At 52.4% G+C, this 26,120-nt stretch carries 22 protein-coding genes; 18 read left to right on the top strand and 4 right to left on the bottom strand.

What is annotated here, in order from left to right:
- The 4 genes from GSF01_RS09430 (at position 1) to GSF01_RS09445 (ending at position 2,564) form a co-directional block, all read left to right on the top strand.
- Positions 1-1,674 carry an ABC1 kinase family protein gene (locus tag GSF01_RS09430; RefSeq protein WP_159883207.1) on the top strand — a complete coding sequence of 558 codons (1,674 nt, stop codon included), beginning with the start codon at positions 1-3 and terminating at the stop codon, positions 1,672-1,674.
- Positions 1,675-1,855: 181 nt separating this feature from the next.
- A complete protein-coding gene (locus GSF01_RS09435) occupies positions 1,856-2,026 on the top strand; it encodes a hypothetical protein (protein WP_159883210.1) in 171 nt (56 codons plus the stop codon).
- Positions 2,027-2,088: 62 nt separating this feature from the next.
- Positions 2,089-2,364 carry a hypothetical protein gene (locus GSF01_RS09440; protein WP_159883213.1) on the top strand — a complete coding sequence of 92 codons (276 nt, stop codon included), beginning with the start codon at positions 2,089-2,091 and terminating at the stop codon, positions 2,362-2,364.
- A gap of 14 nt (positions 2,365-2,378) precedes the next feature.
- Positions 2,379-2,564, top strand: coding sequence for a hypothetical protein (locus GSF01_RS09445; protein ID WP_159883216.1), 186 nt, complete (start codon positions 2,379-2,381; stop codon positions 2,562-2,564).
- Between the two features lie 85 nt (positions 2,565-2,649).
- Here GSF01_RS09445 and GSF01_RS09450 read toward each other — a convergent pair whose 3' ends face one another.
- Entirely contained in the window at positions 2,650-3,054 is a 405-nt protein-coding gene (locus tag GSF01_RS09450; RefSeq protein WP_159883219.1) for a CBS domain-containing protein, read from the bottom strand.
- Positions 3,055-3,239: 185 nt separating this feature from the next.
- Positions 3,240-5,885: a PAS domain S-box protein gene (locus GSF01_RS09455; RefSeq protein WP_159883222.1), complete on the bottom strand. Its 2,646-nt coding sequence runs from the start codon at positions 5,883-5,885 to the stop codon at positions 3,240-3,242.
- 169 nt (positions 5,886-6,054) lie between these two features.
- Here GSF01_RS09455 and GSF01_RS09460 point away from each other — a divergent pair, with 169 nt between their 5' ends.
- The 13 genes from GSF01_RS09460 (at position 6,055) to GSF01_RS09520 (ending at position 22,650) form a co-directional block, all read left to right on the top strand.
- On the top strand, positions 6,055-6,471 hold the full coding sequence (locus GSF01_RS09460; RefSeq protein ID WP_159883224.1) for a DUF2203 domain-containing protein: 417 nt from the start codon (positions 6,055-6,057) through the stop codon (positions 6,469-6,471).
- A 136-nt stretch (positions 6,472-6,607) separates the two neighbouring features.
- Positions 6,608-8,077, top strand: coding sequence for an oligosaccharide flippase family protein (locus tag GSF01_RS09465; protein WP_159883226.1), 1,470 nt, complete (start codon positions 6,608-6,610; stop codon positions 8,075-8,077).
- 536 nt (positions 8,078-8,613) lie between these two features.
- On the top strand, positions 8,614-8,910 hold the full coding sequence (locus tag GSF01_RS09470; RefSeq protein WP_159883228.1) for a DUF2277 domain-containing protein: 297 nt from the start codon (positions 8,614-8,616) through the stop codon (positions 8,908-8,910).
- Between the two features lie 318 nt (positions 8,911-9,228).
- Positions 9,229-10,440: an MFS transporter gene (locus tag GSF01_RS09475; RefSeq protein ID WP_159883230.1), complete on the top strand. Its 1,212-nt coding sequence runs from the start codon at positions 9,229-9,231 to the stop codon at positions 10,438-10,440.
- A 608-nt stretch (positions 10,441-11,048) separates the two neighbouring features.
- Positions 11,049-12,884: an assimilatory sulfite reductase (NADPH) flavoprotein subunit gene (locus GSF01_RS09480; protein WP_159883232.1), complete on the top strand. Its 1,836-nt coding sequence runs from the start codon at positions 11,049-11,051 to the stop codon at positions 12,882-12,884.
- Positions 12,885-12,921: 37 nt separating this feature from the next.
- The gene (gene cysI, locus GSF01_RS09485; protein ID WP_159883234.1) at positions 12,922-14,643 is read left to right on the top strand and encodes an assimilatory sulfite reductase (NADPH) hemoprotein subunit; all 1,722 of its coding nucleotides are present in this window, start codon (positions 12,922-12,924) and stop codon (positions 14,641-14,643) included.
- Positions 14,644-14,820: 177 nt separating this feature from the next.
- Entirely contained in the window at positions 14,821-15,042 is a 222-nt protein-coding gene (locus tag GSF01_RS09490) for a zinc-ribbon domain-containing protein (RefSeq protein WP_159883236.1), read from the top strand.
- A gap of 169 nt (positions 15,043-15,211) precedes the next feature.
- On the top strand, positions 15,212-15,502 hold the full coding sequence (locus tag GSF01_RS09495) for a hypothetical protein (RefSeq protein WP_159883238.1): 291 nt from the start codon (positions 15,212-15,214) through the stop codon (positions 15,500-15,502).
- Positions 15,503-15,728: 226 nt separating this feature from the next.
- On the top strand, positions 15,729-18,143 hold the full coding sequence (locus tag GSF01_RS09500; protein WP_159883240.1) for a hybrid sensor histidine kinase/response regulator: 2,415 nt from the start codon (positions 15,729-15,731) through the stop codon (positions 18,141-18,143).
- Positions 18,144-18,174: 31 nt separating this feature from the next.
- Entirely contained in the window at positions 18,175-20,499 is a 2,325-nt protein-coding gene (locus tag GSF01_RS09505; protein ID WP_159883242.1) for a hybrid sensor histidine kinase/response regulator, read from the top strand.
- Positions 20,500-20,554: 55 nt separating this feature from the next.
- On the top strand, positions 20,555-20,920 hold the full coding sequence (locus tag GSF01_RS09510; protein WP_159883244.1) for a response regulator: 366 nt from the start codon (positions 20,555-20,557) through the stop codon (positions 20,918-20,920).
- A 37-nt stretch (positions 20,921-20,957) separates the two neighbouring features.
- Positions 20,958-22,004, top strand: a complete 1,047-nt coding sequence (locus tag GSF01_RS09515) for an HD-GYP domain-containing protein (protein WP_159883246.1) — start codon at positions 20,958-20,960, stop codon at positions 22,002-22,004.
- A gap of 124 nt (positions 22,005-22,128) precedes the next feature.
- Entirely contained in the window at positions 22,129-22,650 is a 522-nt protein-coding gene (locus GSF01_RS09520; protein WP_235941376.1) for a ferritin family protein, read from the top strand.
- A 187-nt stretch (positions 22,651-22,837) separates the two neighbouring features.
- On the opposite strand, the gene GSF01_RS09525 is transcribed toward GSF01_RS09520, so the two are convergent.
- Positions 22,838-23,224 carry a hypothetical protein gene (locus GSF01_RS09525; RefSeq protein ID WP_159883248.1) on the bottom strand — a complete coding sequence of 129 codons (387 nt, stop codon included), beginning with the start codon at positions 23,222-23,224 and terminating at the stop codon, positions 22,838-22,840.
- A 154-nt stretch (positions 23,225-23,378) separates the two neighbouring features.
- Between GSF01_RS09525 and spoIIP the strand changes: the two genes are divergently transcribed.
- Complete coding sequence (gene spoIIP / locus GSF01_RS09530; RefSeq protein ID WP_159883250.1) at positions 23,379-24,662, top strand: stage II sporulation protein P; 1,284 nt, start codon at positions 23,379-23,381, stop codon at positions 24,660-24,662.
- A 62-nt stretch (positions 24,663-24,724) separates the two neighbouring features.
- Here spoIIP and GSF01_RS09535 read toward each other — a convergent pair whose 3' ends face one another.
- Complete coding sequence (locus GSF01_RS09535) at positions 24,725-26,107, bottom strand: amino acid permease (protein ID WP_159883252.1); 1,383 nt, start codon at positions 26,105-26,107, stop codon at positions 24,725-24,727.
- Between the last annotated feature and the right edge of the window lie 13 nt (positions 26,108-26,120).

Here is a 26,120-nt window from a genome sequence, read left to right on the forward strand (position 1 = left end):
ATGCTAGTCAGGAGAAGAATCCGCCATCTTCAGCGATATCAGAAAATCGCCGCTGCGCTCGTGCGCAACGGCTTTGGCTTTGTCGTGCATGAATTGGGCTTCTCCGAAACGATGACTTTCTTCCGTGGAGGGGCCCAGAAGGATATCCATAAAAAAACGGTCGGCGAACGCGTCCGCCTCATTCTGGAGGAACTGGGCCCGACCTTCGTCAAGCTGGGGCAAATCGCGAGCACGCGGCCCGATCTGATTCCGGCCGACCTGATCGCGGAGCTGGAGCAGCTGCAGGATAAGGTGCCGCCCTTTACCTATGAGGAAGCTGTCCATATCGTGGAAGAAGAGCTGGGGGATACAATCGGCGAGTTGTTTCTTGAGTTCGAGCCGCTCCCGGTCGCTTCAGCTTCGATCGGTCAAGTGCATCGGGCCAGATTGCCCGATGGCACCGTCGTCGCCGTGAAGGTGCAGCGGCCCAAGATTACGGCTATCATCGAGGCGGACCTCGATATTCTTGCGGAGCTGTCTCGTCTGGCCGAAAGCCGGATGGCGTGGGCGAAGCATTACCGGCTGCGTGAAATTGTCGAGGAGCTGACCAAGTCGCTTAGGGCCGAACTGGACTACACGGCAGAGGCGCGCAATGGCGAAAAATTTGCCGGCCAATGCGAGCGGATGAAGCACGTCCAGGTTCCGGACATATACTGGGAGTACTGTTCCCGAAAAGTGTTAACCATGGAGTTTATGACCGGCATCCGCTTGTCCGAGCCCATGCTCCTGGATCAAGCGGGAATCGACAGGACCTTGATCGCCGAGAGGCTGGCCTCCGCTATCTTTCATCAGATCCTCGTAGAGGGCTTCTTCCATGGCGATCCGCATCCGGGCAACGTGCTGGTTTTGCCGGACGGGAGTCTCGGGTTGATCGATTTTGGGATGGTCGGCCGGCTTTCCCCGGAGATGAAGAAGCACTTCGCCGCTCTGGTCATTGCGCTGCGCAACCAAAGCTCCAAGGGAGTATTGCGAGCCATCACCAAGATGGGAATCGTCCCCGAGGATGTGGAGGAGGCGGCTCTAAGAGCTGATGTGGACGAGCTGAGGGACAAATACTATAAGGTGCCGTTCAGCCAGATTCGGATGGGCGAAGCGGTCAATGATTTATTCAGCGTGGCGTTCCGGCATCGCATCCGAATGCCGGCGGAGATGACGATGCTTGGCAAGACGCTTCTGACGATGGAGGGAGTCGTGACCGCTCTGGATCCGTCGTTCAGCGTTTTCGACGTGGCCGAGCCTTATGGCCGACGCTTGTTCAGAGATCAGTTCGACGTTGGCAAGCTGGGTAAAAAATGGCTGGAGGAGATCCCGGACTACATGGACTTGGTGACGGAAATCCCGCTCAGCCTGAAGAACTTGACCACCTTCGTGCGGAAGGGCAAGCTCAGGATCGAGGTTACGGCACCGGAGCTCAGCGCTTTATTGAATAAAATGGATCGGATCACCAATAAGATGTCGTTCAGTATCGTACTGCTATCCCTCAGCATTATTATGGTCGGGCTGATTATCGGATCATCCATGGGTCATCAGGAGTCGATGCTGTGGAGGTTTCCTGTTATCGAGATCGGTCTGGGGATAGCGGCCATACTGGTACTATGGCTCGTCTATTCGATTTTCAAGTCCGGCAGGTTCTAGCCGCTGCAAGGGCTGCCGGATTTGACGGGAGGGCTTTTATTTGTCTTAATATAGAGGGAATTGGGGGACTGCTCCCATACGAGGCGCTGCAGATCATTTGCCTGACAAGTCTTTCGGAATCGGAGGATAGGCGCTATAATAGCAGAAGGAACCTACGTATGGAAAAGGTGGTCTGTTCCCCATGATCAAGTGTCCAGCATGCCTAAAGCCCACTGAATTGCAATTGCGCCGCTGTTCCCATTGCGGAGATGTGTTGAATTATACGATGGCCGAAAAATTCGATCTGCTTGCGGCTTCCGTCGAAATGGCGCTGAAGAAGGAATGGGAGATCCGGAAAATGAAAAGACAGTAGAGGATCGACCGACCGGACCAGGTTTACAAGGATGTACATAATCGGATGGGGGCTAACTTATCGTGACTCAGAAAAAGAAATCAATCGTGGATACCTCGGATAAACTGCAGCATTCTACCAACGTATTGTTAAAAAGATGGGCGGGCCTGAGCGGGCTCTACGGCTACAAATCGATGGAGCTGGACGAAGTACTCGCTTTATTCAAGGCGGGCGGCTGGAAGGTCGTAATCGACGACTCGCAAAGTCCGAACCGGACGGTTGAGCTTTACAAGGAGGAGAAGCGGGTTCGCAGGGAAAAATTTATTGTGGATGAAGCAGGACGCGTTCGTATGGTTTAAATGGAGGGAAGCCTATGAACGACTCAGCAGCTAAAGAAGAGCTAAGGCTCAAATTGCTTACCGCCGAGCAAGTGCTGCAAAAAGCGGAGGAAGAGTACGTGCAGTATTTACAGCAATTGGATCTATACCGGCGAACGATCGAGGAACAAAAAAAGGTCATTTCCGCGATCCGCCTTAGACTGCACGGGCCTATTCAATAAGCATATCTCGGACATGAAGAAAGAGCTCCTGCATAGCGGGGGCTCTTTCTTGTGACAATCCTTGAAGCCCGGCTTGGTCATGGCATCAATCGGTTATATTTCTTGTGTAATACTCAATAATATCCTTGCGCCGTATGATGCCTAGAAACACGCGGTCGTCATCTACGACGGGAACGAAGTTCTGATCGGCTGCAAGCGCCAGCATATCCTCCATATGGGCATGGATCGATACGCATTCGTTATAGATCCTTTTTTTGATATCGACCACCGGCACCTGATCCATATTGTCGAAGCTCAGCTCGGGCGTATTTTTTAATTTCCACAGCAGGTCGCCTTCAGACAAGGTTCCTATATATTTACCTTCACTGTCGATGATGGGGATGGCAGAGTAGTGGTGAAGCTCCAGCTGCTCCATGGCTTCCCGCATAGAAGCAGAGGATGTGATAAAAGCGACCTCGTTCTTAGGCAATAGAAAAGAACCTATTCTCATCGTTATGACTCTCCTTTGCTTCAGATTTCTAATCGTTATATCTTATTAAACCACACTTTTCTAGTAGTTCGCATTGAAAATTGGTTCCATTTATGAAAAAAATACCAGTGAAAGTCAATTTTCGCTGACAACGAAGAACCGTCCGTAAATTCCGACGGTTCTTGCGCATGACACATGATGCTTGCTTAGGGATGGTAAAGCGTCTGGGTCTGCTTGGAAAATTTCTGAATGATGGCGGAAACCGTTTCAAGCTTCGTCGGTTTAGCAATATAATCATCCATCCCGGCCGCAATGCATCTTTCGCGCTCTCCGTTAAGGGCATTGGCCGTCACAGCTACGATGAAGGGACATTTATCGTGCGGCAGGAACTGCTTGATCTTCTCGGCCGCCTCAAGACCGCTCATCTGGGGCATCTGCAGATCCATGAAGACGATGTCATAATGGTTCCGCTGGACGGCCTCAACCGCTTCAGAGCCGTTCTGAGCGATGCTTACTTGGTGACCCATCGCTTCGAGCATTTTTTTAAGCACAAGCTGGTTGATCTCATTATCCTCCGCCACCAGCAGCGATAAGGAGTTTGAGGAACCGGCCGTTTTTTTGTGACAAGATCCCTCCTCATGGAGAAGGGACTTGCGATTTTCCTGAAGCCAGATGGTAAAGGTGATCGTCGTCCCCGGCTCCTCCTTCTGCTCCACCCAGATGCGTCCGTCCATCAGCTCCACGAGCTTCTTGGTGATGGCGAGTCCGAGTCCCGTGCCCTCCGATTTCCTTGTCATGAAATGATCGAGCTGGTAAAACGGGTCGAAGATCTGCTCTGCCTGGCTCTGGGGAATGCCGATGCCGGTATCTTTCACGGACATCTGGAGCAGAACTCTGTCCTCCTGGCGTTCCTTGAGCTGAACGGTCAGCTGGATGCCTCCGATCAGCGTAAATTTAATCGAATTGCCTATCAAGTTAATCAGGATCTGCTTGAGCCGCGCCGTATCGCCGATCAGGGAAGCGGGAACGTCAGGATCGACCGCATAGGAAACGGTAAGCTTCTTTTTATGCGCGGCTTGGGATAGCAGGTCCAGGGTTTCTTCGATGATCTCGTAAAGCTCCAGCGTTTCCTGACGCAAGGAAGTGTTGCCGGATTCAATTTTGGAGAAATCCAATATATCGTTAATGATCGTCAAAAGCGTGTTGCCGCTTTTGCGAATAATCTCTACGTATTCCTTCTGCACCTCGTTTAGCAGAGTCGTTTGCGTTAACAAATCAGCCATCCCGATGACGCCGTTCATCGGCGTACGGATCTCGTGGCTCATCATGGACAAAAACTCGCTCTTGGCACGGTTCGTGCTTTCGGCCGCTTCTTTGGCGATCAATAGCTTCCGCTGCTCCGTGATGTCCTTTACGATGATATAATAGCCTACTGTTTTCTCATGGATCACGATAGGGGCAATCGTCAGCAAGACATCGGCCACATGTCCGTCCACATGCTCAAGCTGCCTCGACAATTCCGTTTGTATCGGATCGTTTTCCAGATGATGCAGAATATCCGGACCGAAAAAGCAGGAGACATTGGATCCCGTCATACGGCTGGCTTTAAGTCCTATCAGTTTCTCCGCGGCTCCATTGGCATTGATGATATTGCCTTTCAAGTCAAGCGAGATGATTCCGTCATGGTTGTATTTTTTTAGCGACGTATAGCGCTCTACGCTTTCCATCAGCTGAAGCTCGATCCGCTTGCGTTCCGTGATATCTTGTACGGTTCCTCCGATTTTGGTATCCTTGCCGGTGATATCGTGCGCGAGCGATCCTTGAATGTAAAGGTACTTAATCGTACCGTCCGGCTGAAGATGCCGAATCTCGAACGAGAGCGTCTCGCCTTGAAGGATGCGTTGAATACATTCGCGCATGCGATCGCGATCATCGGGATGAACCAGGTACAGGAGCTTCTGCGGCTCATGGATGGAGAAGCTGCCCGGAACCAGATTGAAGATCCGGTACATCTGGTCGGACAACATCAACTGCTTGTTCGTTATATTCCATTCCCAGCTTCCGAGCGAAGTGATCCGCTGCGCTTCCGATAAGATATCTTCATTTCGCTTACGCTCCGTAATATCCCGCACGATGGCCAGGATGATATCCGGCTCTCCTTGCTCGTTGCGAACCAGCGCATAGTTTCCCTCAAACCAGAGAAAATGGCCGTTCTTATGAAGAAAACGAAAGCGCAGCACATCCGCATCCGAATGTTCTTTAGCCTGAAGCTCGGCCAGATCGTCAGGATGGAAATAGGCAAAGTTCGTATTCCCGACGAACTCCTGGGGGTCGTACCCAAGCAAGCTGCGGACGGAGGGCGAAATATATTGGCAAACGCCTTCCGTCGTACAGGCATAAATAATATCGCGAGCGTGCTCGGCAAGGAGAGCCGATATACCTTTCGCGTCCATTTCATTGGACGTTGCCGTAGCGGGAGAGGACGCCTCCCTAACGAAATATAGAAAATACGCAGGAGTCTGTGCGGATTCTTCCTTGATGACTTGAATCTGTACGGATACCCGGACCCACTTTCCGTCCTTATCCGCGTAACGCTGCTCGAATGGAGCCTGCGGGCTTTCGCCGGCAAGTGCCTGTTGCCGGAGCCTCTCGTTTGCATCGATGTCATCGGGATGAATAAGGGTCTGCAGCGTCAGGTCCAATCGTTGTTCGGGACTGTATCCGAGCAGCGTGCAAAAAGCGGGATTGGCCTTCAACAGGCTGCCTTCCGCGGATATCAGAGCTGCCCCCAAGGGCATACCGGTATAAGCGTGTTCAAAAATAACGAAAGTATCCGCTTGTTTGCTTGACATTTCCACGGCCTCCCATGCTGATCTGTCTATCATACGAGCTAATACCTGATATTTTAACATGCCTTAGAACGGAAAACGAGGCAAATTGCATACTTTCACGTCCAATTGACCGTAGATCGTAGCAATCGGGGCCGCAATCTAGTACACTTGGAGCAAGGAGTGATGCGCTGTGACTTACCGGATCTTTTCTTTAAACGAAGCAAACGCCATGCTTCCCGAGTTAAAAGAGGACCTCAAGCAGCTGCAGATCATGACTGCGCTTTTTGAGAAGCAATATACGGATTTGCAGAAAAGCAAAGCCAGACTGGCAGGCAGCTCGGCCTTGATGGAGGACCGGGGAACGATGTATTTTGAAGCTGAGAGCCAGCTTGAATTTATGAGGATCGAAGTGGAGCTGTTCATGCAAAACTTCGGCCGAAAAGGCGTACTTTTGAAAATGATCAACCCGGGGCTGATCGATTTTCCAGCGATGGTAAATGAGAAAGCCGTGCTGCTCTGCTGGAGGGAAGGGGAGGAAACTATTACGCATTATCATGGATGGGAAGAGGGCTATATGGGACGGAGGATACATCCCGACGCCTATTAGGCGAGAGCCGGCCAAGGGGATTCCCGGAGCCGGAGCTCCAACCGTTGCATCTGCAACCTTCCAGGCGCAGGGGCGCAGCGATACATCGAACGCTTGACGGAGAAGGTCAATCACAGGGGAGAAGAAGGGGATTTTGATGTCGAAGGTCGGACTGAAGCTTACTGACAACCAGCGGTTTTTACTGCGCAATGTATCGATCATCGTACTTGGACTATTCATCAATCAGCTGCTGCAAACGTTAGGAAGCATCGTGCTGGCGCGTCTGCTGGACGACCCGGTCAGGTTCGGCGAAGTTAACTTGCTGCTGCAAATATTCGGAATGGTCGCGCTGTTCTTGAATGTAGGGTTCAACTCGTCGCTTGTGTATACGTTTTCTACCAATGCCGAGGAGGCGATCCATCGGAAGTTTCGGGTAGCGCTGGCCGGCAGTACCTTTTTTGGCGTTGTCGTAAGCGTGGCGATGTGTATCCTGGCCCCGGTGCTTGCCGCTTCTTACGGGATAGCCGAGCTGAAGGGCGCGTTAATGCTTAGCTCGGTCACCTTGTTTTTCAACTCGATTGTGAATATCGGGGTAGCTTCATTTTCGGGGAACCGAGATTTCCGAACGCAAGCTTTTTTTATGGTAGTCATGACAACGTTTTCTACCGCCGCCATGATCATGGGAGTGCTTGTGCCTTTTCATGATCTCTTATGGGGGGTGTCGCTTTGGACGGGCATCGGTTCGGCGTTGACAGCTGCTTTTATATGCTGGAAGGTGGCAAGGGTCCACCGGCCGCGCTGGCGTGGAGCCGTTAGGCTAGCCGAGATGAAGGACATGATGAAGTACGGGGTCCCCATGTGGGCAGGCAATATCGCGAAAGCTTTCCAGCAGCCCTTTCTTGTCATGATGATCGGCTCGATCTCGGTCGTTGCGGTCGGCCAGCTAGCCAATGCTTCCCGTATCACCGGATTTATCGGCATTATTACCTGGGCGTTCATGATCGTAACGCTGCCGTTCGTGGCGGAGAGCGCCCATAATCCCAAGGAGAGCTCCCGTCGAGGGACGCTTTGTATCCGCTACAATAATTTGATCCTTTACCCGCTCACAGCGGCCATCTGTATATTTCCCGATGAGATCAACGGCTTCCTGTTCGGATCAGGCTATACGACTCCTGAATCTGCAACTTACATAAGGCTGCTTGCTCTTGGCGTTTTCTTCTCGTCAGTCGGTAGGCTGGGCGGCAATATTTTGGCGGGGATCGGTAAGACGAAGGCGAACTTCTGGGTGATGATTTTGGCCGGTATCATAGTCATCGCGCTTGTTCCCGTGCTTGTCAAGGTCGATGCCGTATGGGCGGTATGGGTGTACACGGCAAGCTGGGCGGTATCTGCGTTTGTGATGATCTATTTCTTCTTTGTGGAGGGCTTCTCTCCGGACTGGTGGAAGGCCTACGGACAACCGTTCGTTCCAACGGCTGTGATGACCGCCCTGATCTTGATCGGGAGGCTATCAGAGGCTTGGCTGCCGTATTTTGTCGTAGTCGGTGTGATCAGTCTCTTGGCGCTCACCATGCGCATTGAATCCAAGAAGGGCTTGACGATCCGAAGCATTCGTTTGCATCGATAAGCTTAAATCCGTGTCAAAACTCGAATAGAGCGGAAATATAAGGAAAAAGGAGAATCCGGTAGAAAATTAGCGGAATCGGGGCCTTTTTTCTTATAGGCGGATTATTCTGAATATTTACAATAATTAAATAATAGAGTATCTTAATAAACAAGAAGGACATCAACCACGTTGACAAGTTTCAATTCGGAAGTAGGATGCGAATCCGGCCCGGATTGAATTTCACTCTTAATCCTACTTGGAAAGGTGGCGTTTCCATTGGACCATGTTAGCGAAGCATGCCTTTGATTACGGCATGCGGGTGAGGGGAATTAATCGAAATCTAAGAAGAATGGAGTGCTGTAAGTAAATTGAATAGACAGAAGGACGCATAGGGACCTCTCGGTTATCATCGATAAGCGGGAGGCCCTATTTGTGTTTTCTGCCGGATTCTCTTGGGGCCGCAAAAAAGGTGGAAGCCGAAGGGAGTCCGGCGTGCCGCTTTTCGTCTTCCTGATGTATACTGGTGTTATAACCAATCGTCGGAGAGGAAAAGGTCTATGTGCAGAAACATCAAAACGCTGTTTAATTTCGACCCGCCGGCTACGGATGAGGAAATCGAAGCGGCCTCGCTGCAGTTTGTCCGCAAGCTGACAGGCTTCACCGAGCCGTCCAAAGCCAATGAACAAGCTTTCCGGCAAGCGGTAGGCGAGGTCGCTCATGCGGCCAGGCAGCTGCTGGATTCGCTGGTGACCCAAGCAGAGCCGCGCAATCGCGAGATCGAGGCCGAGCGGGCCCGCGCCCGCAATGCCAAAAGATTCGGAACGGCGACAAGCACAGCGGAAAGAGACGTCTGATCGCGTTCGTCTTCTTCTGGCGCCGGGACTCTGCCGTTTCTTTATCGGGGAGCAGCAAAAAGCGGACAAGCTGAGCTTGTCCGCTTTTTGCTGCTCCGGAAGCCGAAGAGGATGCAGCCTTGGTAGGGGTGGTCGGTCATGGAGCTTCCTCATTGGCGCGATAAGGAACCCTTTTTAATTAAACGCAATTCAGAGAGATGCCCTAAGTAAACGGCCGCTTTTCATAGAATAGCTGCCCATATCAGGCTGTGCGTACTGTTGCAGTTGCAACTTATCATTGATACGATATAGCTTACTTTATGAAAACCGGGTGATTAGATGGATGGATGGAAACGGACCTTTTGGATCTTATTCGCAGGCGTATTGCTGTGCAGCTCCAGTTATACGATGGCAGTACCGTTTCTGCCCTTGTTTTTGTTTCAGCTCGGCGTAGACGAGTCCTCGGTGCATTTGTGGTCGGGGATCGTTTATTCGTCAGCCTTTTTCATGGGAGCGCTTATGGCGCCGTTATGGGGCTCTCTGGCCGATAAATACGGGAAGAAGAAAATGGTGGTCCGGGCCGGGCTTAGTCTCGCTGTTATCTATGCCTTGTTTGCCGTCGTACAGAGCCCGTGGCAACTGGTCGGCGTCCGTCTGCTGCATGGCTTCGTAGGTGGCTTTGTACCGGCCTCCATGTCCATCGTCGCTTCCGCGACACCTGAGAAGCAGCTGGGGTGGAGTCTGGGGATGATGCAGGCGGGTACGATGACCGGGGGGATCATGGGGCCGCTGGTCGGGGGCATTCTGGCTGAATGGTTCGGACTCAGGCTATCCTTTGTCGTCGCTGCGGTCATAATTTTAGCCGCTGCCGTGTCCGTCATATTCTGGGTAAAGGAAGGAGCCCAGACACCGGCATCCGGACAGCCGGCAAAGCTTGGCATCATGCATACCTGGAAAGAAGCGGCGAAGCAGCGCCCGCTGATGAGGCTGCTGCTGCTGCTGGTGATTTTCCAGCTTTCGGTGAATATGATCCAGCCGGTACTGACCCTTCATATCGCCGATATTCAAGGAAGCCTGCAAGGGGCCGTGTTATCCTCGGGCATCGTGTTCTCTCTTATCGGGATAGCCGGTATCGTCGCATCCCCCTTCTGGGGAAAGAAGGGGCAGATGCATGATTATAACACGATCATGTACATTTGTCTGATGGCGGCGGGGGCCGTGATCATGACCCAGTATTTCGTGCACCAGCTCTGGCTGTTCACGGTCGTTCAGTTTATTTACGGTTTTTTTCTGGCAGGCGTCGTACCATCCGTCAATACGCTGGTTGTCCGATCGACGGATGCGGATTTCCGCGGGAGATCGTTCGGCTTGACGACAAGCGCCAACCAACTGGGAGCAATGCTCGGTCCATTGATTGGCGGTGCGGTAGGCTTGTATTTGAACGTTTACTGGGTGTTTGTCTGCACCGGCGTGATTCTGCTTATCGCAGGGGCTTCGGTGTACGCCTCCCCGAAGCTTAGCCCCGCTCAATCACGCAAGCTTCATGGCTAAACTTCAAGCGGCGCAGAACCGCAGAACAATTTTTCTATATGAATTTATAAGAAATCTAGCGTTTTTCTGAGAGATTGGGAGATTATAGGGGATTTTTGTTGAAAATTAGATTATTCTGAATATTTACAATATTTTAATAATCGGGTATCGTAATAAACAAGAAAGCTCACCAGCGACGCTGACAAGTTTCAATCCGGAATTAGCCTAGCGGCTGATCCGGGTTGAAGTTTCACTAATACCATTTCAATTAAGAAAGGCGGCGTTTCCGTTGGAGAAGTGTTAGCGAAGCGTGCCAAGCTTGCGGCATGCGGGGCCTAATTCATTTTTAAGCGGATTGGAGTGCAGGTATTAAATTGAATAGGATGAAGAAAGCGTAGGGTTCTCCGGTTATCATCGATAAGCGGGGGCCCTATTTGTGTTGTCCGCTTTTACATAGATTTCTTGTAATTCGACACAATTTGAGGTTATATCAGAAAGTCTGATGAATCTCATAAGATTACTCTAATTGACCTGTACATTCCTTACTGGTAGGTTTATAGTAGGATAATTAAGTCAGATACCCGAAAAGGGTATACTATCATGGCATGCTATGCGAGGTGGGTTATTCGGTGGAATTTCAGGTAACAAACAGTCCCTTTACTCAAGAACAGGCGGAGCTGCTTAATCGTCTTCTGCCTACATTAACGGAAGGTCAGCGGGTTTGGCTGAGCGGATATCTAGCAGCTCAAGCCTCTTCGGCTCCTGCGGTGGGAGTTATCCCGGCTGCCGCTCCTGCAGAGGTGCTGGCAGCAGCACCGGCGGCCGTCGTTTCCAAGGAAGTAACCGTACTATTCGGTTCGCAATCCGGAAATTGCAGCGGGCTCGCCAAAAAATTGTCGAAAAAACTCGAGGAAAACGGATTTCAGGTCTCGCTCTCTTCGATGGGGGATTTCAAAACGAACGGGCTAAAAAAGATTCAGAATCTTCTCGTTCTGGTAAGCACCCACGGAGAAGGAGAACCGCCTGACAATGCGCTTTCCTTCCATGAGTTTCTTCATAGTAAGAGAGCGCCCAAGCTGGAGGGCTTGTCGTTTTCCGTGCTGGGGCTTGGAGATACATCCTACGAGTTCTTCTGCCAGACGGGGAAAGACTTCGACAAACGGCTGGAAGAGCTCGGGGGCAAACGTGTTGTCGATCGCGCAGACTGCGATGTAGATTATGATGACGCCGCCAAGCAGTGGATGGATCAGGTGCTTCAGGCTCTTCAGGGACCTGCAGCGGCAGCGCAGCCGAGTACAGCAAGCTCGGCCGGAGCAGCGGCTGTCGTGACGGAGTCGGAGTATTCCAGATCGAATCCGTTCCAGGCGGAGGTTCTGGAAAACCTTAATCTGAATGGACGCGGCTCCGATCGGGAAACACGTCACATCGAAATTTCGCTGGAGGGCTCTAACCTTCAATATGAACCCGGAGACAGTCTTGGCGTATATCCGGAGAACCATCCCCGTCTGGTCGATGAGCTGATCGAGGCGATGGGCTGGAACAGTACAGCGGCTGTTCCTGTCGGAAAAAGCGGCGAACTGGTGCCATTGAGGGAAGCGCTGCTTCGTCATGTAGAGATAACAGTTTTGACTAAGCCGCTGCTGGAGCAAGCGGCCAAGCTGACCTCGAACAGCGGCTTGCTGGCGCTTCTGGAGGCAGGACGCGAGCAGGAGCTTAGAGCGTACCTGAATGGCCGCGATCTGCTGGACCTGGTGCAGGATTATTCCCTCAAGGGCGTTCCTGCCAAAGAATTCATAGGGGTGCTGAGGAAGCTTCCGGCTCGTTTGTACTCCATCGCAAGCAGTCCTAAAGCTAACCCGGATGAGGTGCATGTTACAGTTCGGGCGGTGCGGTACGAAACTCAAGGCCGCGAGAGATACGGCGTCTGCTCCGTTCATCTGGCGGAGAGAGTACAGCCCGGAGATCCGCTGCCCGTCTTCGTTCAGCAGAATCCGAACTTTAAACTGCCGGATAATCCGGATACGCCGATCATCATGATCGGACCGGGTACCGGCGTCGCGCCATTCCGTGCATTTTTGGGCGAGCGCGAGGAGACGGGGGCGCAAGGCAAGTCTTGGTTGTTCTACGGGGACCAGCACTTCGCTACCGACTTCCTCTATCAGATCGAATGGCAGCGCTGGCTGAAGGACGGCGTGTTGACTCGTCTCGATGTAGCCTTCTCCCGCGACACCGATCAAAAGGTATATGTCCAGCACCGTATGCTGGAGAAAAGCAAGGAGCTTTATCAATGGCTGCAAGAGGGCGCATGCGTCTATATCTGCGGCGACGAGAAGAAGATGGCGCATGACGTGCACGGCGCATTGCAGGCGATTCTCCAGCAAGAGGGCGGCTTGAGCGCCGAAGCGGCTGCGGATTATCTGAGCCGCATGCAGCAGGAGAAGCGCTACCAGCGGGATGTATACTAGTCCCTTTATATAGAACGAGAGGAGTGGGGTACCCACCATGGCAATTAATCTAATCTCATCTTCGGATACATCTTTGCACAGCGACGTGGAGGAGCTTAAGCGCCGAAGCGACTATCTGCGCGGCAGCCTGGTCGAAACGCTGGAAAACCGCATTACGGGTTCGATCCCGGAGCTGGATAACCGGCTGATGAAATTCCACGGCAGCTATATGCAGGATGACCGGGATTTGCGCATTGAGCGGAATAAACAGAAGCTGGAGCCCGCTTATCAATTTATGCTGCGGGTGCGTGCGGCCGGCGGGGTTGTAACGCCGGAGCAATGGTTGATGATGGACCGCGTCGCACAGAAATATGCGAACGGGACGATTCGTCTGACGACGCGTCAATCGTTTCAGCTGCATGGGGTCATCAAGTGGAATCTGAAGCCTACGATTCGCGAGGTCAACGACGCGCTGCTTAGCACGCTCGCTGCCTGTGGAGACGTTAACCGGAACGTCATGTGCAATCCGAATCCGTTTCAGTCCGAGGTGCATGAGGAAGTATACGAATGGTCCAAGCGCATCAGCAATCATCTGGATCCGCAGACCCGGGCCTACCATGAAATCTGGCTGGACGGCGAGAAGATCGTCGACAGTCAGGAGGGTGCCGAGCAGGAGCCGATCTATGGTCCGGTTTACTTGCCCCGCAAGTTTAAGATCGGTATCGCGGTACCTCCGTCCAACGACGTGGATGTGTTCTCCCAGGATCTGGGCTTCATCGCCATCGTCGAGAATGGCCGCTTGAAGGGCTTCAACGTCGCGGTCGGCGGCGGAATGGGGATGACCCATGGCGACACGGCGACCTATCCTCAGATCGCGAAGGTGATTGGATTCTGCACGCCGGAACAAGTCATCGACGTAGCTGAGAAGACTGTCACGATCCAGCGCGATTATGGCGACCGTTCGGTTCGGAAGCATGCCCGCTTTAAGTATACGATCGACGATCGGGGCCTTGACTGGTTTGTCGGAGAGCTTACCTCCCGTCTGGGCTGGTCGCTGCAAGCTGCTCTTCCGTATCACTTCGAGCATCATGGCGACCGTTACGGTTGGGTTAAAGGCTCCAACGGCAAATGGCATTTCACACTCTTTATTGAGAACGGCCGTGTGAAGGATGAAGGCGACTATCTCTTGATGACGGGTCTGCGTGAAATTGCTAAGCTGCAAACGGGCGACTTCCGGTTAACCGCCAATCAGAATCTGATCATCGGCAACGTACCGACCGCCAAAAAGAAACGGGTCGAGAAGCTGATCTCAGATTATAAGCTAACTGACGGGGCTCACCACTCGGAGCTGCGGAGAAATGCCATGGCCTGCGTCGCGCTGCCGACCTGCGGGATGGCGATGGCGGAAGCCGAGCGTTATCTTCCGGAGCTTCTGGATAAGATCGAGCTTATGCTGGATGATGCAGGACTGCGCCAGGAAGAGATCGTGATCCGGATGACCGGCTGCCCGAATGGCTGCGCACGTCCGATGCTGGCGGAAATTTCGTTCATCGGCAAGGCTCCGGGGAAATATAATATGTACCTGGGAGGCGGCTTCGACGGAAGCAGGCTGAACAAGCTGTACAAGGAAACGATCGGGGAAGCGGAGATTCTCGAATCGCTTAAAGAGATGTTTAACCGGTATGCGAAGGAGCGCCACAATGGCGAGCGGTTCGGAGATTTCGTTATCCGTGCCGGCTATGTCAAGGAAGTTCTTGACGGCAAAGAGTTTCATTCCTAAAATCATGCGCTAAGGCGCGCTGCAAGCACAGGCTGCTCCGAGATTTTTCGGATGGCCTGTGTTTTGTTTGTCCTTGTGCCGCAATCCGCGATGAAAAAGCGAAAAAAAGCAGTACTATCCAGGTGGAGCAAACGCATACATTACCTATGCGTAACTAAATCCAATGGAATGCGAGTGATGCTGATGGCGATGTCATTTTGTTCGCATTGTAACGAGAGGATTCCGGAGGGCTCCATCTCCTGCAAGTACTGCGGAACGCTTACGAATCAAGCCGGCGGATCATCCGCTGCTCCGGCAGCCATCGCGGAACCAGCCAAATCCAGCGCCAAGCTATGGATTATCAGCATTGTTATCATCGTCGTGCTGGCCGTCCTAGTCGTGCTGCTTGCACTTTCCTAACGCAGCGGCATCCCTCACTTTGAACGTCAGGCTAATTCTGTTCGCTGTTAATCAGGAGCGGGCGAATTAGCCTTTTTTCTATGAGTGCAGCAGGCCGTCAGATGGATAAAACAAGGAGAAACTGCCAAAGCTAGTTGCGTAATAAGACCCAGCAAGAAGGAGATAAGCGATGAGAGATTTTCACAGCTTTGTCGAAGAGCTGCTCGGGCGCAATAGGCAGCTGTTTAGCGCCGACGATTTTACCGAATGCCAGAAGGCCGCCGCCGACCTGGGCGAGTTGATCCTTAATCTGGAGACGACTGAAGTGAAATTCCGGCGCAAGCTGACAGAAGTCTCCGCTCAGGTCCCGCAAAATAAAGACAAAATTGTGTATTTGCAAGGCTTATGCGATGGTATGAATCTGATCTTGGGTCCCTTGAAGAAATATGGCCGGCCGGATGACCCTGAACATCGGCAATAAATCGGACATACACGCCTGACTAAAGCTCCTGCGGATGAGAATCTGCTGGGGCTTTTGTTTTAGCTGCCGGGCGAATAGGTTAAAGGTCCTGCCGGTGAGTCTGCGAGCCCGAAATAAGACTCAAAAATGAAGGCGTTTCATCCGATAACTTTCAAATACCACAATAACGGCGGTCGTGTTATGATGACTAAAACAAGTGGCTGATGAATAAATCGGGAGGAAATAAATGGAGCATATACATGGTTCGCATGACCCTATACTGGTCGTTTTTTCCTATATCGTGGCGGTTGTCGCTTCCTATACGGCTCTCGACCTGACAGGAAGAATCCGTTCGGCAGAGGGGTTCAAGAGGTGGCTGTGGCTTATACTAGGAGCTGTAGCGATGGGGCTGGGCATCTGGTCGATGCATTTTGTGGCCATGCTGGCGTTTACGCTGCCGGTGCAGGTCGCATATAACATCACTATCGTGTTCCTCTCCGTGCTACCCTCGGTGTTCGGCTCCTTCGCCGCCTTGTACATAGTAGGACGCAGTAACCAGCTTAGCGCCCGGGCTTTGCTTGGAGGCGGAATGCTGCTGGCCGTAGGCGTTTCAAGCATGCATTATATCGGGATGGCAGCGATGCAGATCGGGATTGCCTATGATCCGTTTTATTTTGCTCTCTCCATCGCAATAGCGATTATCGCATCCATAGCGGCTTTATGGCTATCCTTTTACTTCCGTAAGGACGGCAAACGAGGAGCGGGTTGGAAGAAGATGGGGAGCGGCTTGATCATGGGGGCGGCTATTGCCGGCCTGCATTATACCGGGATGATGGCTGCGCATTTTTATATCGAACCTGACTCGGATTTGTCCGCCGGGGTTGTGCTGAATCAGACCTGGCTCGGCTATTTCATATCGGGAGGTACGGTTGCGACATTGGGACTTTGCCTGGTCGGCATCTTGATCTCCAAGCGGTTCTCGCGTAAAGATTCGGAAATTCGGCTCAAATCCGATGAAATTTACCGAATGAATCTAGAGCTGCGCGAGCTGAACGAGCATTTGGAGGAATTGGTCCAGGAAAGAACGTCCCAGCTGGAGAAAGCCCACGATGAAGCTATCAAGGCGAATCTGATCAAAAGCCAGTTTCTGGCCAACATGAGCCACGAATTAAGAACGCCCTTGAATGCGATCATCGGATACAGCGAAATGCTGAAAGAAGACGCAGAGGATCTCGGAGAAGCGACCTTTGTCGAGGATTTGGGGAAAATCAGTAAAGCGGGCAAGCATTTGCTTGCGCTGATCAACGATATTCTGGACATCTCGAAGATCGAGGCCGACAAGATGGAGGTCTATGTGGAAGCATGCGACTTGACCAAGCTGACCCAAGAGGCGGTGAACACGGTAGCTCCGCTCATTGAAGCAAACGGAAATCAGCTGGAGGTTCGCTGCGTGGACGGCCACATCGCGACCGATGTGACGAAGGTGCGGCAGATTCTGATAAATCTCCTCAGCAATGCAAGCAAATTTACCCATGGGGGCACAGTCTCTCTGGAGGTGTGTGAGGAAACAAGGAATGGGCGGGCCGGTTATCGCTTCCGGGTGGCGGATACGGGAATCGGGATGTCCCCTGAGCAAATGAAGAAGCTGTTCGAGCCGTTCACGCAAGCCGATTCGTCCACGACGCGCAAGTATGGCGGGACGGGGCTCGGGCTGGCCATAAGCCGCAGGTTCTCCCATCTGCTAGGCGGAGATATTTCCGTTGAAAGCGAGCTCGGTTCGGGCAGCGTATTTGCTTGCTGGCTGCCGGCTTCGCCTCCAGGCCATGAGGCTTTCGCCCCGGAGGCCGTCATTCCTCATGAAGCGGGCCGCGACGAGGTGACGGATGCGGACACGAGCCACGTCAGCATCCTTCTTATCGACGATGAGCCTTATAACGCGCAATTGATGAAACGGTACCTCGATAAGGAGGGCTGGACGATGGCCTTCGCTCCGAGCGGGCCGCAGGGATTGGCTTTGGCTAAGAGGCTTCGTCCCAAAGTGATCTGTCTGGACATCCTGATGCCGGGCATGGATGGCTGGAGCGTCCTCGCGCAGCTGAAAAATGACCCGGAGCTGGCAGATATTCCGGTTGTCATCTGGTCCATGTCGAGCGACAGACAGCTGGGCTATACCTTGGGGGCATCGGAGTTTCTGACGAAGCCGGTGCAAAGGGATCAGCTGGTTACCATGATGGACAAATATGTGGCGAATCGTGCCGAGCATACGGTACTGGTCATCGAGGACGACAGCTCGGCGAGCGAGCTTGTCTCCAGACTGCTTCGGAAGGAAGGCTTTATCGTGAATGAGGCGGGAAATGGCGCCATTGCGCTGGAGAGCCTGTCCCGAATGGTTCCTGCGCTCATCCTGTTGGACTTAATGATGCCGGAGATGGATGGCTTTCAGTTTATTGAGGAGCTGAGAAGGCAGGAGAGTTGGGCCGATATCCCCATTGTCGTCCTGACCGCCAAAACCATTACACCTGAAGACCGGCTCAAATTGGACGGGTGTGTGCGAAGCATTATTCAGAAGGGAGCCTTTAGCCCGCAAACCTTACTGGCGGAGCTTCGGCCGTATCTTGCTCCGCCGCTGATGCAGGGGAGTAAAAGCACATCACAACGATAGCTTGCTTGATAAAGCTGGATAGGAGAACGGGATGCTGACCGAATTCAAGGATGTTAAATATGCCTTATCCGCATTGGAAGCCACGGCGATCGTTTCGGTTACGGATGAACAAGGAATCATTACTTTTGTTAATGATCATTTCTGTCGTTTATCCGGATATGACAAGGATGAAATGATCGGACAGAGCCACAAGCTCCTAAATTCCGGCTTCCATTCACGGGGTCACTTCGAACAATTCTGGGATACGATCAACCAAGGGCAAGTGTGGATGGGCGAAATGAAAAACCGAGCTAAGGACGGCGGCGAGTATTGGGTGAGCCTGACCGTTATACCGTTCGTCAACGAGAACGGCAAGGTCTATCAACATATGGCTATCGGAACCGATATAACAAATAGGAAGCAAAATGAATGGAAGCTGTATCAGAGCATGGAAAGCTTGCGAGATATTGAAAATGCACTGGATGAGTCTTCGATTGTCGCTATAACCGACGATAAAGGGATCATAACCTATGTAAATGAAAAATTTTGTGAAATTTCCAAGTACGACCGCGAGGAGCTGATCGGGAGAACGCATCGGGTGATCAACTCGGGGTACCATCCCAAGTCGTTTTTCAAAAACATGTGGGATACGATCAAGCAAGGACGCGTCTGGAAGGGCGAGGTCAAAAACCGGGCCAAGGACGGCAGCGAGTACTGGATGAATACGACGATTGTGCCTTTTCTTCATGAGGACGGTACTCCCCATCAGTTTATTTCGATCCGTACGGACATTACGGACCGGGTCAAGGCCGAAGCGGCCTTGGCGGAACGAACCGAGCAACTGGCCAAAGCGCGGGACGAGGCCATCAAGGCGAGCTTGATCAAGAGCCAGTTTCTGGCGAATATGAGCCATGAGCTGCGAACTCCGCTCAACGCGATCATCGGGTATAGCGAGATGCTTCAGGAGGAAGCGGAGGAGATGGGCGAGTCCGTCTTTGTGGAGGATTTGTCCAAAATCAGCAAGGCGGGCAACCATCTTCTCGACCTGATCAACGATATTTTGGATATTTCGAAGATCGAGGCAGGCAAGATGGACCTTCATCTCGAGACTTGCAGCTTGCCGGAGATGATTCAGGATGTCATGACTACGATACGCCCGCTGGTGGAAAGCAAGGGGAATCGACTGCAAACCGTCTGTGAAGAAGAAGGAGAGCTTACAACGGATGTGACGAAGCTAAGACAGATCCTGATTAATTTGCTCAGCAATGCCAACAAGTTCACGGATGCGGGCTCGATCTTCTTCGATGCAGGCAAGGAAATCCGAGACGGCCGACCGGGTTACAGCTTCCGTGTGCGGGACACGGGCATAGGCATGACGCCGGATCAGCTCGACAAGCTGTTTCAGCCTTTTACCCAAGCGGATGCATCCACGACCCGGAGGTATGGTGGGACGGGTCTTGGTCTGGCGATCAGCCAGAGGTTTAGTCAGATCATGGGCGGCGATATCCAGGTGGAGAGTGAATTTGGCGCAGGCACGACCTTTACATGCTGGCTGCCTCACTCTGTAGAACCGATAAGTTCGGCGCCTTACTTGCCTGACGGACCCGAGCAGCTGCCTGAGGCAACCGGCCAGATCAGCATCCTTCTTATCGACGATGAAAGCTTTAACCGGGAGCTGATGGAACGCTATCTGGCCAAGACAGGCTGGACGCTGGCCTATGCGGATAACGGCCCGGATGGTCTGGAGCTGGCCAGGAAGCTCCGTCCCAAGGTCATCTGCCTGGACATTCTTATGCCGACCATGGACGGATGGAGTGTGCTTACCGAGCTCAAGAACGACCCGGAGCTGGCGGATATCCCGGTTGTCATCTGGTCCATGGCAAGCGACCGGCAGCTCGGCTATACGCTGGGCGTCTCTGATTATTTAACCAAGCCGGTGGAACGGGACAGACTGATCCGGGTAATGGACAAATACATAGCACAGCACGAAGAGCATGAGGTGCTTGTGATCGAGGATGATGCGGCGACGAGCGAGCTGATGACCAAGCTGCTGCAGAAGGAAGGGTATGCGGTTGCCCAAGCTGACAATGGCCGTGTAGCACTGGAGCATATGAACAAGACTCTGCCTTCTCTGATCCTGCTTGACTTGATGATGCCGGAAATGGACGGGTTTCAATTTATTACCGAGCTGCGCAAGCAGACGACTTGGACTGAGGTTCCGATTGTCGTGGTGACGGCCAAGTGCCTTACCCCGGAAGTGCGGGCCAAGCTGAACGGGGAAGTGATGAATATCATCCAGAAGGGCTCCTTCGACAAGAGCGCTTTGCTGGCCGAAATCCGCCGCTTCCTGACCCCTGAGAAGGAGAAGCAAGGATAAGGAGGTTCCTGCTGGAACAGGAGACTAGGAGTCAAGCTAAGGAGGCAGAGACCGATTGCATACCGTTCTACTGATCGAGGATAATGAAATGAACCGGGATATGCTGTCCCGACGTCTGGAGCGGAAAGGCTACCGGATCGTGACAGCCGAGGATGGCAGACAGGGGGTTGACCTTGCTTCTCAGCTGCTTCCCGATCTGATTCTGATGGATCTGAGCCTGCCTGTCCTGGATGGATGGGAGGCTACGCGCCTGCTGAAAGGTTCACCGGATACGAGACATATTCCCGTCATCGCTCTGACTGCTCATGCGATGACCAGCGATGAAGAGAAGGCTTATCAGGCCGGGTGCGACGATTTCGATACCAAGCCTGTCGTACTGGATCGTCTTCTCGAAAAGATGCGTTCCGCGCTGCACACTTAATGCTCGTACGTTCATGAATACGGAATGGGGAAGACAGATGGAAGATATCAAACTCGCGAAGCTGCTAATAGTGGATGATCAAGAATATAACGTTAGTTTGCTGGAACGTATTTTGGCACGTGCGGGGTTTAAGCAGGTTTTCAGTACAATGGACCCTCTCCAGGTTAAGCAAATGCTGGAGGAGATTGATCCGGATATCGTGCTGCTCGATATGCATATGCCGGGGATGGACGGGCTTCAGGTGCTGTCGCTGATCCGGGAGCTGACCAGGCCTGACGTTTTTTTGCCGGTTCTTATGCTGACCGCGGATGTGACTCCCGAAATGAAGCAGCAGGGGCTGCAGGCGGGCGTCAATGATTTTTTGACGAAGCCCTATGACCGTACGGAGGTTATCCTCCGCATCAATAATTTGTTGAGAACGAGGCAGCTGCACAACCAGATCCGGCAGCATAAAATAACGTTGGAAGAAAGAGTGCTGGAGCGCACGGAGGAGCTGCAGAAGGCGAAGCTGGAAATCCTGCAGCTGCTCGGACGAGCATCAGAGTACCGCGATGATATGACAGGAAGACATACGCTCCGAGTAGGCAGGCTAGCCGGTTTAATTGCAAGCCGGCTCGGACTTCCCGAGGAGCACGTCGATATGATCCGAATGGCGGCGCCGCTTCATGATATCGGCAAAATTGGTATTCCGGACGATATTTTGCTGAAGCCGGGGCGGTTCGAGCCTCACGAATTCGAACGGATGAAAAGTCATACGATGATCGGCGCGAGCATCTTGGAGGAAAGCTCCTTCACCGTCTTGAAGCTGGCCGGGATCATAGCTCGAGCTCATCATGAGAAGTGGGACGGCTCGGGGTATCCGCACGGGCTGCGCAACGAAGAAATTCCCATAGAGGCGCGTATCGTGGCGCTCGCTGATTTTTACGACGCCTTAACCCACGAACGCCCCTATAAGAGAGCCTGGACCGCTCAGGAGACAATGACCGAGATAGAAAAACAGAGCGGAATTCACTTCGATCCGCGGGTCGTAGAGGCGCTCCTCTCCTTGTATGCCGAAGGCCAGCTTCTCGGCCTGGATGAATAGGCGCGCAGCCGCCGAAGACGGACCTGAACCCAGTAATAGCTGTCTCTATTTTCACCGGACATGATACCAATGGGCACCGCGAGCCATAAGCTGAGGTGAAAGCATCTGAGACGGAGGGAAGCCTATGTATCACTACAGGTACGCTATGCAGAGGCCCGTTTATTCGGTCGTTCCGCCTGGTCCGTATGGAAATATGAGGCAGCAGCCGACAACTTACAAATCGCTTGAGGAGGCAATCGCGCTTATCCGGGAGGCTCTCGCCGGTGAGAAGGAAGATGAGCTGTTCTACGATTATTTGATTTCCGTAGCGCCTTCTCAAGAGGATAAGGAGATACTAACAAGTATCCGCGATGATGAACGGAAGCATAATCAAATGTTCCGCAAGCTGTATCAGACCTTAACGGGTCAAACGATAGCGGAAGCAAAGGACGTCAAGTTCGAAAAACCGAAATCCTATACGGATGGCCTCAGAAAGGCGTTCTTTGGAGAGCTCGAGGCCGTGGAGCGATACCGGGATATACGCGCGGGCTTGCAGGAGCGCTATAACAGGGATATGCTCTTCGAGATCATTACCGATGAGCAGAAGCATGCCAGCAAGCTCAATTATTTATTGAATCTGGATCTACGAAGAAGGCCGAAGAAATAACGGCTATTCGCGAACAAAGACAAAGCTCCCTGGCTGTCCATGGACAGCAGGGAGCTTTTGTCTTTGCGGAGAATAACATGGTTCAGGGTTCGGGATAAAACTGGTAGGTGTACTGGTAAACCTGATCGTAGACGATCGTGTTCAGTACTTCTTTTTTCACCCGGTTCGATCACAAGGTTATTTAGGGTTAATGATACAGAGCGTAGTAGCCGCCGACGAGAGCGCGTTCGATCTGCTGGAGCGGAACGCTGTCCTGCACAAAGTCCCGCCTCTTCTTGTCATACTGGAGATAGTCAACGTGATGGCGGTAGAGCGCATAGCGGCTCAGGTGATTGTTCTCCCATACGTATTTGCCAAGCAGCCGCCATGAAATCCGGATGAGCCAAAGACCAAGTAGGGCGGGAAGCAGCAGGTAAACCCACCCCTGATAGATGAAGGCCACTATGACGGGAAGGGTCGCCAGGCATAGAGCCAGCAGCAGCAGAAGAGACAGACATTCGAAGGTTAAGATCCAGTAAAAAGGCTGCATTTTCCGCTCGGTTTGCTCATGAATAAGTTCCCCGTTTTGTGGCATCCGATCACTTTCCTTTCTTCCAGTCTGAATTTCCAAACGCCCATGGTTATAAGGAATACAAACTGTATCGTTTCAAAATGACAAGCAAGCAGGACTTTTGCCGACTTGCGTCGAATGGTAGGACATGGATAACTTACATAGGGAGAGAAAAAGCTTGTTCCGGCATACAATCTGGTGTGGGGCCTTGTTGCTTTGCTGGCAATTCGGCATCTCTGATGCCGCGTATGCTGCCAGTCAGTCCACCGACAAGGTAACCCCAAAAATCGAGCAAAAGGATCAGCAGCTGGCGAAAGAAACCTTCGTCAAAATTGTCGACGTTACGAATTTGCGCAAGGGGGCCGGGCTAGAGTTTGAGATCGTAGGAAAGGCTAAGCCGGGCGAATCCTATCCTGTTCTTGGATCAAAGGGAGACTGGTATAACGTATCGCTTCCTGATGGAGGTACCGCCTACGTCGCCAATTGGGTGGTTAAGACGGAAAACACGAGGAGCTGCGGCAAAAGCGGGGTAACGATCCTAGCCAATGCGGCGCCAAAAGCCGACAGCGCCAAGCAGAGCCAGGCCAAGGAAATGACGGTGAAGATCGTAGATAACACGAATCTGCGCATAGGTCCTGGGCTTGATCAAGACATTATCGCCAAAGCGAAAGCGGGAGACGAGCTTCCCGTGATCGGATCGGAAGGGGATTGGTATCAGGTCCAGCTTCCCGGCGGGAAAAAAGCTTTTGTTGCCAATTGGGTCGTAAAGACGGAGACCAAGAGCCGCACGGAGAGCCCGCCGGCTTCAGCAAGCGTCAAGCCGGTCTGCCAGGGCAGCGTCTATATTTATCACACGCATAATCTGGAGTCCTGGAAAAATGTCGCAGGTCTTACCCATGGTACTTCTTACGACGATCCTAAAGTGAATATTACGCTGGTAGGCGAGCATATCGGCCAGCAGCTCCAGGCCAAAGGAATTTCGACCATCGTAGGCGAGGATGATTTTGCCGAGATTTTGAAGGCACGGAATTTGAGCTTCGGGCAGTCGTATGCCGAATCGCGGAAGGCCGTCAACCAAATCAAAGAAAGTCATCCGGACTTAACTTATTTCTTCGACATTCATCGGGATGCCGACGTGCCGCGCGATAAAACTACGGCTACGATTAGCGGGCTTCAGTATGCTCGCATTTTGTTCGTCATCGGAACCGGTCATCCGAATTACAAGGAAAATAAGCAATTTGCCGAGTCGTTGAATGAACGTTTGAATAAAAAATACCCGGGGCTGTCGCGAGGAGTTATCTTGAAGAGCGCCCAGCAAGGCAACGGAGAATATAATCAGTCCGTCTCTCCCGGCAGCCTGCTGCTGGAGGTGGGAGGCGTGAATAATACGCTCCAGGAAAGCCTGCGAACGGCTTCGGCCTTTGCTGACGTATTTGCCGAGTATTACGTCTCTACGAAATAGGCGCCCGTTCCGGGATCTCATCGACAGGAGAGCCGCGACTAACGCAAAGCGGAAAGCAGATCTCAATACGAGCTCTGCTTTTTCTCCTGCCCGGACCTTCTCCAGATTCTCGTCATGATCCAGGTAACGAAGGCAATAATCGCAAGCAGCAGTATGCTTATAATGAAGCCGAAACGGATACTTTTCTCTACAAGAGTACCTGATACCGCCGCCGCCACAAGCAGCAGGCTAAGCAGGGAGAACAGCTTGTCTTTTACCGTAAGCTTGAGCAGCTTATTGGCCGAGAAGAGGATGATCCCCCAGTTATACATCTGCAGGATCCCGGCTGCGGTTGTCAGGTAGGCATAGATGGTACCTGGAAGAAATAAAGCCGTAATCACGGACGCCGCCAAGCCTAATGCCGCTAAGGCCAAAGAAGGAAGAGGCAGGTTCTTATAGGATTTGATTTTTTTCTCGAATACTTGAGGGGCATCGCCGTTATGAGCAAGCATCACTAGCAGATTCGTCACCGCAAATAAGGAAGCGGTCATCGTGGAGAAGCCGGCGATGATGATGGCTCCATTAAAGACATGCGGGAAAAAAGACAAGTGGTAGCTCGCAAGCGCCGTCACAAATGGACTCTCTTTCTCGCTAACAGCCTCATGGGAAACCATCAGGATGACCAATCCGATCGAGATGACATAGATGATCGTCAGGGCAAGAAGCATCGCTTGTCCGGCTTTGGGCGCCTCTTCTTTATTCTTCAGCTGCATGGCCATCAAGCCGATCACTTCTACGCCCCCATACGCATAAAACGCGTACAATAACGAGGACCAGAAGCCGCGCAGACCATACGGGAAGAGGTCTTTCATCGAACCGGGAATTCCGGGATGGCTGCCGCCGTCTCCGGGTATCCATCCGATTAGAGCGGCGCCTGCCAGGATAATGAAGATGACGATCGCCGCAGTCTTCGTCACAGCCAGAATATGCTCGACCTTATCGAATCCCTTCGATCCTAGCAGCATGACCCCGATAGAAAGGATGGAATACAGAGAAGCAAACATCCATAAAGGAATGCCGGGGAACCAGAATTGACTTAGAATCGCGAGCGCTGTCAGTTGACTGCCCATTATTAAAACGGTGGAGGTCCAATAATTCCAGCCACAGCCAAACCTTGCCCAGCGTCCGCATGCTTTGCCGGCATAATAGCAAAAGGAACCTTCTTGCGGATCCGCTGTAGTCATCTGTGCAAGCAAATGAAAAACCATATAAGTCCCCCATGCGGCCAGCAGAAAAGAAATAACCATAGAAGGCCCCGTAACCTTTAGCCCTATGCCCGTCCCCAGGAAATATCCGGTTCCGATGGTGCATCCGACACCAAGCAAGGAAAGCTGCCACCAGGTCAAGTAGCCTTGTGCCGACTCGGAGTCTTTCGCGTTTAGAATTGGATGAGCAGACGGTTTCATCTTATACACCCCC

The organism is Paenibacillus puerhi (assembly GCF_009846885.1).
GTDB lineage: Bacteria > Bacillota > Bacilli > Paenibacillales > NBRC-103111 > Paenibacillus_G > Paenibacillus_G puerhi.